The 16,705-nt window shown below is 55.4% G+C and carries 19 protein-coding genes; 16 read left to right on the plus strand and 3 right to left on the minus strand.

All coding sequences use genetic code 11. The features are described from left to right. Positions 1–45 precede the first annotated feature (45 nt). Genes K7B04_RS07265 through mdcH form a run of 3 tightly spaced genes read left to right on the plus strand, consistent with a single transcriptional unit; the run spans position 46 to position 2,522 of the window. Positions 46–1,005, plus strand: a complete 960-nt coding sequence (locus K7B04_RS07265) for an AEC family transporter (RefSeq protein ID WP_137397991.1) — start codon at positions 46–48, stop codon at positions 1,003–1,005. Positions 1,006–1,008: 3 nt separating this feature from the next. After that, complete coding sequence (locus K7B04_RS07270; protein WP_223803765.1) at positions 1,009–1,629, plus strand: malonate decarboxylase holo-ACP synthase; 621 nt, start codon at positions 1,009–1,011, stop codon at positions 1,627–1,629. Next, positions 1,626–2,522, plus strand: coding sequence for a malonate decarboxylase subunit epsilon (gene mdcH / locus K7B04_RS07275; protein WP_223803766.1), 897 nt, complete (start codon positions 1,626–1,628; stop codon positions 2,520–2,522). The genes K7B04_RS07270 and mdcH overlap by 4 nt, the downstream gene beginning before the upstream one ends. Before the next feature lie 81 nt (positions 2,523–2,603). On the opposite strand, the gene K7B04_RS07280 is transcribed toward mdcH, so the two are convergent. Together K7B04_RS07280 and K7B04_RS07285 are read right to left on the minus strand one after the other, a co-directional pair. Beyond that, on the minus strand, positions 2,604–3,536 hold the full coding sequence (locus tag K7B04_RS07280) for a LysR family transcriptional regulator (RefSeq protein ID WP_223803767.1): 933 nt from the start codon (positions 3,534–3,536) through the stop codon (positions 2,604–2,606). Positions 3,537–3,551: 15 nt separating this feature from the next. Then, entirely contained in the window at positions 3,552–5,459 is a 1,908-nt protein-coding gene (locus tag K7B04_RS07285; protein WP_223803768.1) for an ABC transporter ATP-binding protein, read from the minus strand. A 171-nt stretch (positions 5,460–5,630) separates the two neighbouring features. Here K7B04_RS07285 and kefG point away from each other — a divergent pair, with 171 nt between their 5' ends. The 4 genes from kefG to slyD all read left to right on the plus strand — a co-directional run bounded on the left by kefG (position 5,631) and on the right by slyD (position 8,893). Next, positions 5,631–6,185, plus strand: a complete 555-nt coding sequence (gene kefG, locus K7B04_RS07290) for a glutathione-regulated potassium-efflux system ancillary protein KefG (RefSeq protein WP_223804134.1) — start codon at positions 5,631–5,633, stop codon at positions 6,183–6,185. Further along, the gene (gene kefB, locus K7B04_RS07295) at positions 6,185–7,990 is read left to right on the plus strand and encodes a glutathione-regulated potassium-efflux system protein KefB (RefSeq protein WP_223804135.1); all 1,806 of its coding nucleotides are present in this window, start codon (positions 6,185–6,187) and stop codon (positions 7,988–7,990) included. Before kefG ends, kefB begins: the two co-directional genes overlap by 1 nt. Positions 7,991–7,999: 9 nt before the next feature. Further along, a complete protein-coding gene (locus K7B04_RS07300; protein ID WP_106925165.1) occupies positions 8,000–8,200 on the plus strand; it encodes a YheV family putative zinc ribbon protein in 201 nt (66 codons plus the stop codon). Positions 8,201–8,296: 96 nt separating this feature from the next. Continuing rightward, positions 8,297–8,893 carry a peptidylprolyl isomerase gene (gene slyD, locus K7B04_RS07305; RefSeq protein ID WP_064541588.1) on the plus strand — a complete coding sequence of 199 codons (597 nt, stop codon included), beginning with the start codon at positions 8,297–8,299 and terminating at the stop codon, positions 8,891–8,893. Between the two features lie 62 nt (positions 8,894–8,955). Here the strand turns inward: slyD and K7B04_RS07310 are convergent, their stop codons facing one another. Continuing rightward, positions 8,956–9,174, minus strand: coding sequence for a protein SlyX (locus K7B04_RS07310; protein ID WP_163446646.1), 219 nt, complete (start codon positions 9,172–9,174; stop codon positions 8,956–8,958). Positions 9,175–9,409: 235 nt separating this feature from the next. Here K7B04_RS07310 and fkpA point away from each other — a divergent pair, with 235 nt between their 5' ends. The 9 genes from fkpA to tuf all read left to right on the plus strand — a co-directional run bounded on the left by fkpA (position 9,410) and on the right by tuf (position 16,688). Then, positions 9,410–10,231, plus strand: coding sequence for an FKBP-type peptidyl-prolyl cis-trans isomerase (gene fkpA / locus K7B04_RS07315; protein WP_223803769.1), 822 nt, complete (start codon positions 9,410–9,412; stop codon positions 10,229–10,231). A gap of 165 nt (positions 10,232–10,396) precedes the next feature. After that, positions 10,397–11,119, plus strand: a complete 723-nt coding sequence (locus K7B04_RS07320; RefSeq protein ID WP_163446642.1) for a transcriptional regulator — start codon at positions 10,397–10,399, stop codon at positions 11,117–11,119. Next, on the plus strand, positions 11,119–11,505 hold the full coding sequence (tusD, locus tag K7B04_RS07325) for a sulfurtransferase complex subunit TusD (RefSeq protein WP_163446640.1): 387 nt from the start codon (positions 11,119–11,121) through the stop codon (positions 11,503–11,505). The genes K7B04_RS07320 and tusD overlap by 1 nt, the downstream gene beginning before the upstream one ends. Then, a complete protein-coding gene (gene tusC, locus K7B04_RS07330; RefSeq protein ID WP_223803770.1) occupies positions 11,505–11,864 on the plus strand; it encodes a sulfurtransferase complex subunit TusC in 360 nt (119 codons plus the stop codon). The genes tusD and tusC overlap by 1 nt, the downstream gene beginning before the upstream one ends. A 7-nt stretch (positions 11,865–11,871) precedes the next feature. Continuing rightward, entirely contained in the window at positions 11,872–12,159 is a 288-nt protein-coding gene (tusB, locus tag K7B04_RS07335; RefSeq protein WP_065356483.1) for a sulfurtransferase complex subunit TusB, read from the plus strand. Positions 12,160–12,282: 123 nt separating this feature from the next. Continuing rightward, complete coding sequence (gene rpsL / locus K7B04_RS07340; RefSeq protein ID WP_000246815.1) at positions 12,283–12,657, plus strand: 30S ribosomal protein S12; 375 nt, start codon at positions 12,283–12,285, stop codon at positions 12,655–12,657. A 95-nt stretch (positions 12,658–12,752) separates the two neighbouring features. After that, on the plus strand, positions 12,753–13,223 hold the full coding sequence (rpsG, locus tag K7B04_RS07345) for a 30S ribosomal protein S7 (RefSeq protein ID WP_035894363.1): 471 nt from the start codon (positions 12,753–12,755) through the stop codon (positions 13,221–13,223). Positions 13,224–13,319: 96 nt separating this feature from the next. Further along, positions 13,320–15,434, plus strand: a complete 2,115-nt coding sequence (gene fusA, locus K7B04_RS07350; RefSeq protein ID WP_064541605.1) for an elongation factor G — start codon at positions 13,320–13,322, stop codon at positions 15,432–15,434. A 69-nt stretch (positions 15,435–15,503) separates the two neighbouring features. Then, positions 15,504–16,688 (plus strand): elongation factor Tu, encoded by a 1,185-nt coding sequence (tuf, locus tag K7B04_RS07355; protein ID WP_003031109.1) that lies wholly within the window; start codon positions 15,504–15,506, stop codon positions 16,686–16,688. Positions 16,689–16,705 lie beyond the last annotated feature (17 nt).

Raw genomic sequence — 16,705 nt, forward strand, 5'->3', positions numbered from 1 at the left:
ATAATCATCGCGCCAGTGCTAACTTTTTTTCATTACAGGTGAAATATGACTTACGTAATTGTTCATGCTCTTGCTCCGATTTTCGTCATTATGTTGCTGGGATTCTGGGCCGGGAAGGCCAAAATGGTGGATAACAAGAATGTCTCCCTGCTCAATATCTTCGTGATGGACTTCGCGCTGCCCGCCGCGCTGTTTAGCGCCACGGTACAAACACCGTGGGCCGGCATTGTTGCGCAGTCGCCGCTGATTGTGGTGCTGACGCTGGCAATGTGGATTACCTATGCCGCCATCTACTTTATGGCGACCAAACTCTTCAATAAATCGCCACAGGATGCCGCCGTGCTGACCCTGACCGTTGCGCTGCCAAACTACGCCGCGCTGGGTCTGCCGATTCTGGGGAGCGTGTTGGGTGAAACCTCTTCCACCTCGCTGTCCGTTGCCGTTTCCATCGCCTGCGGCTCTGTGCTGATGACGCCGTTCTGCCTGCTGATCCTCGAACGTGAGAAAGCGCGTGCGGAAGGCGGTAACTCCGGTTCTACGCTCTCCATGCTGCCGGTACTGATGTGGCGCTCGATTAAAAAACCGATCGTGATGGGGCCGCTGTTGGGGGTTATCCTCTCTGCCATTGGTATTAAAATGCCGGAGCTGGTACTGGCGGCTATTAAACCGCTGGGTCTGTCCGCTACTGCGGCCGCGTTGTTCCTGACCGGTGTGATCCTCTCTGCGCGTAAACTGCAGATCAACACCGTGGTGATCACCTCGACCATCGCCAAGCTGCTGATTCAGCCAGCAATTGCCTGGGGTATCGTGCTCATCTTCGGCCTGCATGGCTCCGTAGCGATTACCGCTATCCTGATGATTGCGCTGTCTGCCGGTTTCTTCGGCGTGGTGTTCGGTAACCGCTTTGGCGTGCAGTCGCCGGATGCAGAAGCCGTGCTGCTGTTGAGTTCGGTACTGTGTATCCTGTCGCTGCCGCTGTTTATCTCGCTGACTTCAGGAATCTAAATCATGAGCACAACATTACGCCCACACGACTTAATCTGGCTGAACGCGCGTGACGCGCTTGAAGATGTCACGGAATCCTGGGTGGATACCGTCTGGCATAGCGGCCTGCCGGTAGTGGTGCGGCGTGATGTTGATGCGCAGGGGCGCATTCCCGTGGGTGTCCGCGGGATGAAACGCGAGCAGCGCGCCGCCGGTTGGGTAAAAGCGCAGGCGGTCGTTCGCGTCTGCTCGCCGGAATCGCTGGTGGATCCGCTGTCGCTGCTGCGTTCGCCCTTTATCTCTCAGCCACCGGTTCAGGTGGCTTTGTTATTGGCGCAGCAGGCGTGGCCGTGGACGTGGGGTATTACCGGGAGTACTGGCTATGCGCTGGCGACCGGGATCCCGGTTATCCACGCGGCAAGCGATCTGGATCTGTTGATCCGCGCGCCGCAGCCGCTCTCCCGACAAGCGCTGGAGAAGTGGCAGCAGCAGCTGGCAGGCGGGCTGTGCCGGGCAGATACCCAGGTGGATACCCCGCGCGGCGGCTTTGCCCTTAATGAGTGGCTGCGCGATGGAAAAGCGCTGTTAAAAACCTCACAGGGGCCGCAGTTGGTCCGCGACCCGTGGGGCAGGGAGGAGTCATGAAAATTCTGTTTACCTTTCCGGGGCAGGGGACGCAGCACCCAGGGATGCTGCAAAACCTTCCGGGGACGGAGCTGACCCAGGCGCGTGACGTGTTGGGGGCCGAGGTGGATATGCTGGATAGCCCTGAAGCGTTGAAACATACCCGAGCCGTTCAGCTGTCTCTACTGATTGCTGGCGTTGCCTGGGCGCGCGAGCTGGAACGTCGTGGCGTCGCGCCCGATATCGTGAGCGGGCTGTCGATCGGTGCTTATCCGGCAGCGGTTATCGCGGGTGCGCTGGAATTCAGCGATGCGCTGCGGCTGGTGGCGCTGCGCGGTGACTTAATGGAGCAAGCATACCCAAATGGTTACGGTCTGACGGCCATTATGGGGCTGACGCTCAATCAGGTGGAAGCGCTGGTGGCTGATAGCGGTACTTACATCGCCAACCTGAATGCGGAAACACAGATTGTGATTGCCGGTACCGATGAAGCGATGGCGGAAGTGGCGAAACGCGCGATGGCAAAAGGGGCAACTAAAGCGCATCGCCTGGCGGTTAGCGTGCCGTCGCATTGTGAACTGCTGGCCGAGCCCGCACAAAAGCTGGTTGAGGCGTTCAGCCATGTGACGCTTTCCCGTCCACGCTACGCCTACCTGAGCGGCAGTACCGGGCGCGTGCTGTGGCAGCCGGAACGCATTGCCGACGATCTGGCGATGAATATGGCGCGCACGGTGCGTTGGCAGGAGGCGGTTATCTCCGCTAACGAACGTGAAGCGCGGCTGGCGATTGAAATGCCACCCGGTGGCGTGCTGACCTGCCTGACGCGTCAGGCCGCGTGGGAAGGGGAGTCTATTTCTCTGGAACGCAGCGGCATGGATGTGGCCGTGCACCTGGCGAAACGGCTTCGTGCGTGATGTGATTGCCCGATGGCGGGCCTACAAAACCGGCTCGACACGCGTAGGCCGGATAAGACGCGTAGCGTCGCCATCCGGCAATCAGGCGTTCTGGTTCAGCGCTCTTGCGTACATACGCCCTTCAGCGGCCAGCGCCAATAGGCTTGGGTCGCGCTCGCGGTTGCGGGCAAAGACGATGGCGATAAGCTGCTGCATCTGATACGGCTCGGCGAGCTTTTGCAGCTTCACGGTATTTTCATACATCTTCTTCATTCGCCCCGGCATCAAACAGAAACCCACCCCTGCCTGTACCAGACTGAGCATTGAGAAGATATCGTTCACGCGGGTGACAATCTCCGGCTCGAACCCGGCGATATGAAACGCTTCCTGGAAACCGGCGTAGGTCGCAAACCCTTCCGCCAGCGAGACAAACTTTTCATGGCGATAGTGGCGCAGGTCGGCCCTGGCGGTGGTATCCAGCGCGGCGGACATCGGCGCGGCGAGGTAGATATCATCGTGGAACAGGGGCAGCACTTCGAGGCTGTTGCGGTCGATTTCGCTTTCGGAAATGGAGATGAGGATGGCATCCAGAACGCCGTCTTCCAGCATTTTCAGCAGCGCCTCGTTAGATCCCATGGTGAGGTCCAGCTCCAGGTCCGGACGGCGCAGCTTCATCCCCATAATCAAGTGCGGCACCGTCTCCAGCGTCAGCGAGTAGAGCGTGCCCACACGTAAACGGCCCTGGCCCACGCCTGCCGTTTTGCGCGTCTCTTCCAGCCCGCGCTCCATCAACTGCGTGACTTCCTGACAGTATTCCAGCAGCGTCCACGCCGCCGGTTGGGCAATCAGGTTGCGGCCTTTATGGACGAACAGCGGACAACGAACGTTCTCTTCCAGCGTATGCAACGCCCGGTGCACGCTGACGCCGCTGATATTCAGCGCCTCGGCGGTACGGGCGATGTTGCCCTTCTCCATAAAGGTCATGAAGATGGTGAGCTTGCGGAAGGTAATGTCATCGGTGATTGACAGGTTCATTGTCCGCCCCGTGCGTTAGTCGTTCTGCATCATTTGCTCAAGCTGCTCCTGCGCCTCAAGCCATGCCATTTCACACTCTTCCAGCCCGGATTTGGCGCTGGCCTGCAGTTGCAGACACTCGGTCATCTCCGCTTTACGGCTTGGGTCATACAGGCTGCTGTCGCCGAGCTTCTCTTCCGCCTGCGCCAGTTGGGCGTTGAGCTTTTCCATCTCTTTTTCCAGACGGGTAATCTCTTTACGCAGCGGCTGCGTCAGAGTGCGTAGCTCGGCTTCGCGGCGCTTCTGATCTTTGCGTGACTGGGCGCTGTTGGCGTTGTTTTCCTTCGGCGCGTCGTCGGCCTGGTTTTCCTGCTTCTGCACGTCGCTCAGCCACTGCTGATAATCTTCCAGGTCGCCGTCGAACGGTTCGACCTTTTTGTCGTGAACCAGATAGAGGTCGTCAGTGGTGGAACGAATCAGGTGACGATCGTGCGAGACGACAACCAGCGCGCCTTCGAAATCAATCAGCGCTTCGGTGAGCGCCTGGCGCATGTCGAGATCCAGGTGGTTGGTCGGTTCATCGAGCAGCAGCAGGTTTGGACGCTGCCAGACGATCAGTGCCAGCACCAGGCGAGCTTTCTCGCCGCCGGAGAAGCGGGCGGTCTGTTCGGTGACTTTATCGCCCTGGAAGCCGAAGCCGCCGAGATAGTCGCGCAGCTTCTGCTCCAGCTCCTGTGGCGCCATGCGCGCCAGATGCTGCAGCGGGGATTCATCCGCGCGCAGGAACTCCAGCTGGTGCTGGGCGAAGTAGCCGAGCTTGATGCCTTTGGCGAGGCCAATCTCACCGTGTAGCGGCTCCAGTTCGCCCGCCAGCAGCTTAATCAGCGTTGACTTACCCGCACCGTTACGGCCCAGCAGGCCGATGCGCGAACCCGGCACCAGGTTCAGCTTGATAGATTCAAGGATTGTGCGATCGCCATAGCCCGCGCTGACCTTTTCCATTTTCAGCAACGGGTTCGGCAGGCTTTCCGGCGCTCGGAAGCTGAAGTGGAACGGGTTGTCGACATGAGCCGGGGCAATCAGCTCCATACGCTCGAGCATCTTGATACGGCTCTGCGCCTGCTTGGCCTTGGTGGCCTTGGCGCGGAAACGATCGATGTAGCTTTGCAGATGCGCCACGCGCTCCTGCTGGCTTTCGTACATTGCCTGTTGCTGAGCCAGGCGAGTGGCACGCTGCACTTCAAACGAGCTGTAGTTGCCGGTGTACTCGAACATCGTTTCCTGTTCGATATGAATAATTTTGTCCACCACCGGGTCGAGGAAGTCGCGGTCGTGGGAAATCAGAATCAGCGTGCCCTGATAGCTTTTGAGCCATCTTTCCAGCCAGATCACCGCATCAAGGTCGAGGTGGTTAGTCGGTTCATCGAGCAGCAGCAGGTCGGAGCGGCAGATCAGCGCCTGCGCCAGGTTGAGGCGCATACGCCAGCCGCCGGAGAAGTCGCTGACCGGGCGGGTAAGCTGCTCGTTACTGAAGCCGAGGCCGTGCAGCAGGCTGGAGGCGCGAGAGCGGATGGTCCACGCGTCAATCGCGTCCAGCTTGCCGTGAACGGTAGCAATGGCGTGGCCGTCATTACGTTCGTTGGCGTCATTCAATTGAGCTTCCAGCTGGCGGAATTCGCGATCACCGTCAATGACATAATCCAGAGCGGGTTGAGGCAGCGCAGGGGTTTCCTGGTTTACCCACGCCAGTTGCCAGCTGCTGGGGTAGGTAAAGTTGCCGCCATCGGCGCTTATCTCGTTTTTCAGCAGCGCGAGCAATGTGGATTTGCCGCAGCCGTTTTTCCCCACCAGGCCGACTTTTTGCCCGGGGTTGATGGTGGCAGATGCGTTATCCAGCAGGACACGCACGCCGCGACGAATTTGTAACGAGGAGAAAACAATCATAAGGCGCCGTATGTTCTGAATATGTTAAATTGTCATTGTGGTAATGTAATGTGGTAAGCGAATCGCTAGACCGGGCCGCAATGGTAGCCCAAAACGATGACTATACACAAAATCATTCCGGTTGCGTGCCAACCAGCCAGAAAGAGGATGTGATTGACGCCCGGGAGGGGAATAATGACGCAGACAGCGAAAGTATTGCTGATCTATGCCCATCCGGAATCACAGGACTCGGTTGCTAACCGGGTTTTGCTTAAGCCGGCTTCGCAGTTAAGCAACGTCACGGTGCACGATCTCTACGCGCACTATCCGGACTTTTTTATTGATATTCCTCGCGAGCAGGCGCTGCTGCGCGAGCATGACGTTATCGTCTTTCAGCATCCGCTTTATACCTATAGCTGTCCTGCGCTGCTTAAAGAGTGGCTCGACCGCGTGCTAAGCCGTGGCTTTGCCAGCGGTATAGGGGGAAACCAGCTGGCGGGAAAGTACTGGCGGAGTGTGATCACCACCGGCGAGCCGGAAAGCGCCTACCGTCACGATGGCCTGAATCGCTATCCGATGAGCGATATCCTGCGCCCGTTTGAGCTGACCGCCGCCATGTGCCACATGCACTGGATGAACCCGATTATCGTCTACTGGGCGCGACGTCAGCCGCCCAATGAACTGGCAAACCATGCTAAAGCCTACGCTGACTGGCTGGCGGCGCCGATTGTGGTAGGGGGGCGATGATGGAAGGTTCAGATTTGTTATTAGCGGGGGTGCTGTTTCTCTTCGCGGCGGTGGCGGCGGTGCCGTTAGCCGCGAGGCTGGGCATCGGCGCGGTATTAGGTTATCTGCTGGCGGGGATTGCCATCGGCCCGTGGGGACTGGGTTTCATCAGCGACGTCGACGAAATTCTTCACTTCTCCGAGCTGGGCGTGGTGTTCCTGATGTTTATCATCGGGCTGGAACTGAACCCCACCAAGCTATGGCAGCTGCGACGCCCCATTTTTGGTATTGGCGCCGCGCAGGTCATGCTCAGCGCGGCGATCCTCGGCGGGCTGCTGATGCTGACCAACTTTTCGTGGCAGGCGGCGGTGATTGGCGGGATTGGCCTGGCGATGTCATCGACGGCGATGGCCTTGCAGCTGATGCGCGAAAAGGGGATGAACCGCAGCGAAGCCGGGCAGCTTGGCTTCTCGGTGCTGTTGTTTCAGGATTTAGCTGTCATCCCGGCGCTGGCGCTGGTGCCGCTGCTGGCAGGGGCCGGTGACGATCATGTCCACTGGCAGACCGTTGGCCTGAAGGTGCTGGCTTTTGCCGGAATGTTGATTGGCGGGCGCTATCTGCTGCGCCCGGTATTCCGTTTTATCGCCAGCTCAGGCGTACGTGAAGTGTTTACCGCGGCGACGCTGCTGTTGGTCCTCGGTTCCGCGCTGTTTATGGATGCGCTGGGGCTGTCGATGGCGCTGGGCACCTTTATTGCGGGCGTGCTGTTGGCGGAAAGCGAATATCGCCACGAACTGGAAATCGCTATCGAGCCGTTTAAAGGGCTGTTGTTGGGGCTGTTCTTTATTTCGGTGGGCATGTCGCTGAATCTCGGCGTGCTCTACACCCATCTGTTGTTGGTTGTGGGCTGCGTGGCGCTGCTGGTGGCGGTGAAGACGCTGGTGCTGTATCTGCTGGCGCATGTGAACGGTATGCGCAGCTCAGAGCGTCTGCAGTTTGCCAGCGTGCTGAGTCAGGGCGGCGAGTTTGCCTTCGTACTCTTTTCCGCCGCCTCGTCGTTCAAAGTCTTCAAGGGTGACCAGATGTCGCTGCTGCTGGTGACGGTCACGCTGTCGATGATGACCACGCCGCTACTGATGAAGGTTGTGGATCTGGTCCTGTCGCGTCGTTTCAACGGCCCGGAAGAGGAAGATGAAGCGCCGTGGGTGGAGGATGATAAGCCGCAGGTGATCGTGGTGGGCTTTGGCCGTTTCGGTCAGGTGATTGGCCGTCTGCTGATGGCCAATAAGCTGCGCATTACCGTCCTCGAGCGTGATATCAGCGCGGTTAACCTGATGCGCAAATACGGCTATAAGGTTTATTACGGCGACGCTACACAGGTGGAGCTGCTGCGCTCGGCGGGGGCTGAACAAGCACAGTCGATCGTCATTACCTGCAACGAACCGGAAGATACCATGAAGCTGGTGGAAATCTGCCAGCAGCACTTCCCGCATCTGAACATTATGGCGCGTGCACGGGGACGTGTGGAGGCGCACGAACTGTTACAGGCAGGCGTGGTACAGTTTTCTCGCGAGACTTTTTCCAGCGCGCTGGAGCTGGGGCGTAAGGCACTTATCTCAACCGGGATGCACCCACATCAGGCCCAGCGCGCCCAGCTGCACTTTAAGCGCCTGGACATGCGCATGCTGCGTGAACTTATGCCGGTCCACAGCGATACCCAACAAATTTCGCGCGTGCGGGAAGCGCGGCGGGAGCTGGAGGAGATCTTCCAGCGTGAGATGCAACAAGAGCGACGGCAGTTGGACGGCTGGGACGAATTTGAATAGAAGGTGAGTATGGCGGTACGTAAACGTTTTATCGCGGGCGCAAAATGCCCGTCGTGTCAGGCGCAGGATTCTATGGCGATGTGGCGCGAGAATAATATTGATGTGGTTGAATGCGTTAAGTGCGGGCACCAGATGCGTGAAGCCGATAAAGAAGCGCGCGATCACGTGCGCAAAGAGGAACAAGTGATCGGGATTTTTCATCCGGAGTAGCGATCCGTGCTGTCTTTTTTTAAGCTTATGGGTACACGGGTGTAGAATTCCGCTACAATCTGCGCCACTAAAATATTCCCATGCTCAGGAGATATCATGAAAGTAGCAAAAGACCTGGTGGTCAGCCTGGCTTATCAGGTACGTACAGAAGACGGTGTGTTGGTTGATGAGTCTCCGGTAAGTGCACCGCTGGACTACCTGCATGGTCACGGTTCCCTGATCTCCGGCCTGGAAAATGCGCTGGACGGTCACGATGTTGGTGATAAATTCGACGTTGCTGTGCAAGCTAACGACGCTTACGGTCAGTACGACGAAAACCTGGTGCAGCGCGTTCCTAAAGACGTCTTCATGGGCGTTGACGAACTGCAGGTTGGTATGCGCTTCCTGGCGGAAACCGACCAGGGTCCGGTTCCGGTTGAAATCACCGAAGTTGAAGACGACCACGTTGTGGTTGACGGCAACCACATGCTGGCTGGCCAGAACCTGAAGTTCAGCGTAGAAGTTGTGGCTATCCGTGAAGCAACGGAAGAAGAACTGGCTCATGGCCACGTTCACGGCGCGCACGACCATCATCACGATCACGGTGAAGACGGTTGCTGCGGCGGTCACGGCCACGACCACGGTCATGACCACGGCGGCGAAGGCTGCTGCGGCGGTGGCGGTAAAGGCCACGGCGGCTGCGGCTGCCACTAATCCCTCTCGTTCTCTTGAACGACAGAGACAAAAAAAGCGGGGAAACCCGCTTTTTTTACGTCTTAATAATGGGGCGGCGGCGTCTCTTCAGACTGTGACGCGATGTTGGACGGCTGGCTGGCTTTGAGTTTTTCCGTCAGCAGACGCAGATGCTCGCGCAGTTTGGCCATCTCCATTTCATGAGCGGTCACCGTCTGGTTGAGATCCTCAATGGTGATTTCCTGGAAGGCCAGTCGGCTTTCAAGCTCCTCCAGACGCGCCTCGATAGTCGTTTCCTGCATGATGTCTCTCTCTCTACTCTGTTATCGCCAAAAGCGTTTCCGACGCGGCGGATTCTACGCAACTTTATCCCGGCATGCAGCACTGCCGTTCGTGAGCGGAAACTAATTTAAACAAAAAGAGTCTGAAAAGGGTCGATATCAGGAGCGTTCGTATGTAGATTTCCTCTACAACGTTTTATAGTACGCTTCTCATTTAGTTAACATGGGGCGAGAGGCCCCGGCCCTGGAGAGATGGATGAAATCACTGTTTAAAGTAACGCTTCTGGCAACCACAATGGCCGTTGCACTGAATGCGCCTCTGACCTTCGCGGCTGACGCTGCGGCGAAAGCGGCCCCGGCAGCAGAAAGCAAAGCTGCATTCAAAAATGACGACCAGAAATCTGCTTATGCGCTTGGCGCATCGCTGGGTCGTTACATGGAAAATTCTCTGAAAGAACAGGAAAAACTGGGCATCAAACTGGATAAAGACCAGCTGATCGCCGGCGTTCAGGACGCCTTTGCTGATAAGAGCAAACTGTCCGATCAGGAAATTGAACAAACTCTGCAGGCTTTCGAAACTCGCGTGAAGACCTCCGCTCAGGCGAAGATGGAAAAAGACGCAGCTGATAACGAAGCGAAAGGCAAAGCCTACCGCGACAAGTTCGCCAAAGAGAAGGGCGTGAAAACCTCTAAAACCGGCCTGCTGTTTAAAGTAGAGAAAGAAGGCACCGGCGAAACACCGAAAGACAGCGACACCGTGGTTGTTAACTACAAGGGTACGCTGATCGACGGTAAAGAGTTCGATAACTCCTACACCCGCGGTGAACCGCTCTCCTTCCGTCTGGATGGCGTTATCCCAGGTTGGACTGAAGGCCTGAAAAATATCAAGAAAGGCGGTAAAATCCAGCTGGTTATCCCACCGGATCTGGCATACGGAAAAACCGGCGTTCCGGGTATTCCGGCGAACTCCACGCTGGTCTTCGACGTTGAACTGTTAGACGTTAAACCGGCCCCGAAGGCCGAAGCGCAGCCTGAAGCCGCACCGGCAGATAAAGCTGCTGAAGCGAGCAAAAAATAAGAGTCAGATAGCCGCCGCCCACAGGGCGGCGGCTTTTTATTATCGGCAGGATATAATTAATGCTGGAAAGCGCCTTATGCGCTGTATTACTTTAGATGCCCCTAATAGTGATGAGCCTGCCCTGACAACATAACGACAGGCTCCTGAAAAGGAGTGCTTTTTTTCATGTCCAGGTCGCTTTTAACCAACGAAACCAGTGAGCTTGATTTACTGGATCAACGTCCTTTCGATCAGACCGACTTCGATATTCTTAAATCCTACGAAGCGGTGGTGGACGGGTTGGCGATGCTCATTGGTTCCCACTGCGAAATCGTGCTGCATTCACTTCAGGATCTTAAATGTTCGGCAATACGCATCGCAAACGGTGAACATACCGGGCGCAAAATCGGCTCGCCGATTACCGACCTCGCACTCCGTATGCTGCATGATATGACCGGGGCGGATAGTAGCGTTTCCAAATGCTATTTTACTCGCGCCAAAAGCGGCGTGCTGATGAAGTCGGTCACCATTGCCATCCGTAATCGTGAGCAACGCGTCATTGGTTTGCTGTGCATCAACATGAACCTCGATGTGCCGTTCTCACAGATTATGAACACCTTTATTCCGCCAGAGACGCCGGAAGTGGGCTCTGCGGTTAACTTCGCCTCCTCGGTGGAGGATCTGGTGACCCAGACGCTGGAGTTCACTATCGAAGAGGTCAATGCCGATCGCAATGTTTCCAATAACGCCAAAAATCGCCAGATCGTGCTTAACCTTTACGAGAAAGGCATCTTCGACATCAAAGATGCGATCAACCAGGTGGCTGACCGCCTGAACATCTCCAAACACACGGTGTACCTCTACATTCGTCAGTTCAAGAATGGCGATTTCCTGGGGCAAGATAAGTAATGCGTTTTGCCCTGATGGTGACCGGGCCAGCCTATGGTACGCAGCAGGCCAGCAGCGCACTGCAGTTTGCGCAGGCGGCGCTGGCAGAAGGCCACGAGATAGCCTGTGTGTTTTTCTATCGCGAAGGGGTATACAACGCCAATCAGCTGAGTTCCCCTGCCAGCGATGAGTTTGATCTGGTTCGCGCATGGCAATCGCTGCATGATACGCACGGCGTGGCGCTGCATATTTGCGTCGCCGCCGCGCTACGTAGAGGCGTGACGGATGAAACGGAAGCCGGGCAGCTTGGGCTGCCGACCTCTAACTTACAGCCGGGTTTCTCGCTGAGCGGATTGGGTTCGCTGGCCGAAGCCGCGCTGACCTGCGATCGAATGGTGCAGTTCTGATGAAACGCGTCGCGTTTGTTTTCTCCAGTGCGCCGCACGGCAGTGCTGCTGGCCGGGAAGGGCTGGATGCGCTGCTGGCGACGTCAGCATTAAGCGAAGACCTTGGCGTCTTTTTCATTGGCGATGGCGTGTTTCAACTGCTCAGCCAGCAGACGCCCGCGGTGATTCTGGCGCGTGACTATATCGCCACCTTCAAGCTGCTGGCGCTCTACGATATTGAAAACTGCTGGATCTGCGCCGCCTCAATGCGTGAACGCGGTCTGGCGGCCGATACGGGATTTGTCGCCGATGTGGAACCGTTAGAACCGGATGCGCTGCGGGAACGGCTTAACGGCTACGATGTCATTCTGCGCTTCTGAGGCCCCTATGCTGCATACACTCAGTACTTCACCCTGGCATTCCGATATCGCGGGTATGATCCGTCTGATGGCTGAAGGTGATGATTTGCTGCTGCTCGCCGATGGCGTGCTCGCGGCAGTGGAAAACAGCCACTTTCTTGAAATCCTGCGTGCTGCCCCCATATCCATCCATGTGTTGAATGTAGATGTGCAAGCGCGCGGTCTTTGTGCTCAAATTTCGAGCGATGTCATCATGGTCAGCTATACTGACTTCGTCAGGTTAACGGTAAAACACCCGGCTCAAATGACCTGGTAATGCCATACCGTTGTATATTTCTTGACACCCTTTCGGCATGGCCCTAAAATTTCGCGTCCTCATATTATATGAGGCGATTTATTACGTGTTTACGAAGCAAAAGCTAAAACCAGGAGCTATTTAATGGCAACAGTTAACCAGCTGGTTCGCAAACCACGTGCTCGCAAAGTTGCAAAAAGCAACGTGCCTGCACTGGAAGCCTGCCCGCAGAAACGTGGCGTATGTACTCGTGTATATACTACCACTCCTAAAAAACCGAACTCCGCACTGCGTAAAGTTTGCCGTGTTCGTCTGACTAACGGTTTTGAAGTAACCTCCTACATCGGTGGTGAAGGTCATAACCTGCAGGAGCACTCCGTGATCCTGATCCGTGGCGGTCGTGTAAAAGACCTTCCGGGTGTTCGTTACCACACCGTTCGTGGTGCGCTTGACTGCTCCGGCGTTAAAGACCGTAAGCAAGCTCGCTCCAAGTATGGCGTGAAGCGTCCTAAGGCTTAATGGTTCTCCGTTAAGTAAGGCCAAACGTTTTATATTAATGTCAAACTAAACTCTTTGAGTTTTGGACAATCCTGAATTAACAACGGAGTATTTCCATGCCACGTCGTCGCGTCATTGGTCAGCGTAAAATCCTGCCGGATCCTAAGTTCGGATCAGAACTGCTGGCTAAATTTGTCAATATCCTGATGGTAGATGGTAAAAAATCTACTGCAGAATCAATCGTATACAGCGCGCTGGAGACCCTGGCTCAGCGTTCTGGTAAAAATGAACTGGAAGCTTTCGAAGTCGCTCTCGAAAACGTTCGCCCGACTGTAGAAGTTAAATCCCGCCGTGTAGGTGGTTCTACTTATCAGGTACCAGTTGAAGTTCGTCCGGTCCGTCGTAATGCTCTGGCAATGCGTTGGATCGTAGAAGCTGCTCGTAAACGCGGTGATAAATCCATGGCTCTGCGCCTGGCGAACGAACTTTCTGACGCTGCAGACAACAAAGGTACTGCAGTTAAGAAACGTGAAGACGTTCACCGTATGGCAGAAGCCAACAAGGCGTTCGCACACTACCGTTGGTAATCCCTTCGGAGTATTAGTCACCAGGCGGGCGCTTCAGCGAAGCTGCCCGCTTTGGGTTACTTAACTGAACGCCTAAAAAGATAAACGAGGAATCAAATGGCTCGTACAACACCCATCGCACGCTACCGTAACATCGGTATCAGTGCGCACATCGACGCCGGTAAAACCACTACTACCGAACGTATTCTGTTCTACACCGGTGTAAACCATAAAATCGGTGAAGTTCACGACGGCGCCGCTACCATGGACTGGATGGAGCAGGAGCAGGAACGTGGTATTACCATCACTTCCGCAGCGACTACTGCATTCTGGTCTGGTATGGCTAAGCAGTATGAACCGCATCGCGTAAACATCATCGACACCCCGGGGCACGTTGACTTCACCATCGAAGTAGAACGTTCCATGCGTGTTCTTGACGGTGCGGTAATGGTTTACTGCGCAGTTGGTGGTGTTCAGCCACAGTCTGAAACCGTATGGCGTCAGGCTAACAAGTATAAAGTACCGCGCATCGCGTTCGTTAACAAAATGGACCGTATGGGCGCTAACTTCCTGAAAGTTGTTGGTCAGATCAAAACCCGTCTGGGCGCGAACCCTGTTCCGCTGCAGCTGGCAATTGGCGCTGAAGAAGCGTTCACCGGTGTTGTTGACCTGGTGAAAATGAAAGCCATCAACTGGAACGAAGAAGATGCAGGTGTAACCTTCACTTATGAAGATATCCCGGCAGACATGCAGGAACTGGCTGACGAATGGCACCAGAACCTGATCGAGTCCGCTGCTGAAGCTTCAGAAGAGCTGATGGAGAAATACCTGGGTGGTGAAGAACTGACTGAAGAAGAGATCAAAAAAGCTCTGCGTCAGCGCGTTCTGAACAACGAAATCATCCTGGTAACCTGTGGTTCTGCGTTCAAGAACAAAGGTGTTCAGGCGATGCTGGATGCGGTAATTGATTACCTGCCATCCCCGGTTGACGTACCTGCGATCAACGGTATCCTGGACGACGGTAAAGATACTCCGGCTGAGCGTCACGCAAGCGACGACGAGCCGTTCTCTGCACTGGCGTTCAAAATCGCTACCGACCCGTTTGTTGGTAACCTGACCTTCTTCCGTGTGTACTCCGGTGTGGTTAACTCTGGTGATACCGTACTGAACTCCGTGAAAGCTGCACGTGAGCGTTTCGGTCGTATCGTTCAGATGCACGCTAACAAACGTGAAGAGATCAAAGAAGTTCGCGCGGGCGACATCGCTGCTGCAATCGGTCTGAAAGACGTAACCACTGGTGACACCCTGTGTGACCCGGATGCGCCGATCATTCTGGAACGTATGGAATTCCCTGAGCCGGTAATCTCCATCGCAGTAGAACCGAAAACCAAAGCTGACCAGGAAAAAATGGGTCTGGCTCTGGGCCGTCTGGCTAAAGAAGACCCGTCATTCCGCGTATGGACTGATGAAGAATCTAACCAGACCATTATCGCCGGTATGGGTGAGCTGCACCTCGACATCATCGTTGACCGTATGAAACGTGAATTCAACGTTGAAGCGAACGTCGGTAAACCTCAGGTTGCTTACCGTGAAGCGATTCGCGCGAAAGTTACCGATATCGAAGGTAAACACGCTAAGCAGTCTGGTGGTCGCGGTCAGTACGGTCATGTTGTTATCGACATGTACCCGCTGGAGCCGGGTTCCAACCCGAAAGGCTACGAGTTCATCAACGACATTAAAGGTGGTGTAATCCCTGGCGAATACATCCCGGCCGTTGATAAAGGTATCCAGGAACAGCTGAAATCTGGCCCGCTGGCTGGTTACCCGGTTGTTGACATGGGTGTTCGTCTGCACTTCGGTTCTTACCATGACGTTGACTCCTCTGAACTGGCGTTTAAACTGGCCGCTTCTATCGCCTTCAAAGATGGCTTTAAGAAAGCGAAACCAGTTCTGCTTGAGCCGATCATGAAGGTTGAAGTAGAGACTCCGGAAGAGAACACTGGTGACGTTATCGGTGACTTGAGCCGCCGTCGTGGTATGCTCAAAGGTCAGGAATCCAACGTGACTGGCGTTGTGATCCACGCTGAAGTTCCGCTGTCCGAAATGTTCGGTTATGCGACTCAGCTGCGTTCACTGACCAAAGGCCGTGCTTCTTACTCCATGGAGTTCCTGAAGTACGACGATGCGCCGAACAACGTTGCTCAGGCCGTTATTGAAGCCCGTGGTAAATAATCCACAGGATTAAAACCTAAGTCCCGTGCTCTCTCCAAAGGGGAGAGCACTATAGTAAGGAATATAGCCGTGTCTAAAGAAAAATTTGAACGTACAAAACCGCACGTTAACGTCGGCACCATCGGCCACGTTGACCACGGTAAAACTACCCTGACCGCTGCAATCACCACCGTACTGGCTAAAACCTACGGCGGTGCTGCTCGTGCTTTCGACCAGATCGATAACGCTCCGGAAGAAAAAGCTCGTGGTATCACCATCAACACTTCCCACGTTGAATATGACACCCCGACCCGCCACTACGCACACGTAGACTGCCCGGGGCACGCCGACTATGTTAAAAACATGATCACCGGTGCTGCTCAGATGGACGGCGCGATCTTGGTTGTTGCTGCGACTGACGGCCCGATGCCGCAGACTCGTGAGCACATCCTGCTGGGTCGTCAGGTAGGCGTTCCGTACATCATCGTGTTCCTGAACAAATGCGACATGGTTGATGACGAAGAGCTGCTGGAACTGGTTGAAATGGAAGTTCGTGAACTTCTGTCCCAGTACGATTTCCCGGGCGACGACACTCCGATCGTTCGTGGTTCTGCTCTGAAAGCGCTGGAAGGCGAAGCAGAGTGGGAAGCGAAAATCATCGAACTGGCTGGCTTCCTGGATTCTTACATCCCAGAACCAGAGCGTGCGATTGACAAGCCGTTCCTGCTGCCGATCGAAGACGTATTCTCCATCTCCGGTCGTGGTACCGTTGTTACCGGTCGTGTAGAGCGCGGTATCATCAAAGTTGGCGAAGAAGTTGAAATCGTTGGTATCAAAGAGACTGCTAAGTCTACCTGTACTGGCGTTGAAATGTTCCGCAAACTGCTGGACGAAGGCCGTGCTGGTGAGAACGTTGGCGTTCTGCTGCGTGGTATCAAACGTGAAGAAATCGAACGTGGTCAGGTACTGGCTAAGCCGGGTTCTATCAAGCCGCACACCAAGTTCGAATCTGAAGTGTACATCCTGTCCAAAGACGAAGGCGGCCGTCATACTCCGTTCTTCAAAGGCTACCGTCCGCAGTTCTACTTCCGTACTACTGACGTGACTGGTACCATCGAACTGCCGGAAGGCGTAGAGATGGTAATGCCGGGCGACAACATCAAAATGGTTGTTACCCTGATCCACCCGATCGCGATGGACGACGGTCTGCGTTTCGCAATCCGTGAAGGCGGCCGTACCGTTGGCGCGGGCGTTGTTGCTAAAGTAATGAGCTAATTATTTATTAATTAGCT

Origin of the sequence: Kluyvera sp. CRP (assembly GCF_019930565.1) — a bacterium.
Lineage (GTDB): Bacteria > Pseudomonadota > Gammaproteobacteria > Enterobacterales > Enterobacteriaceae > Kluyvera > Kluyvera georgiana_A.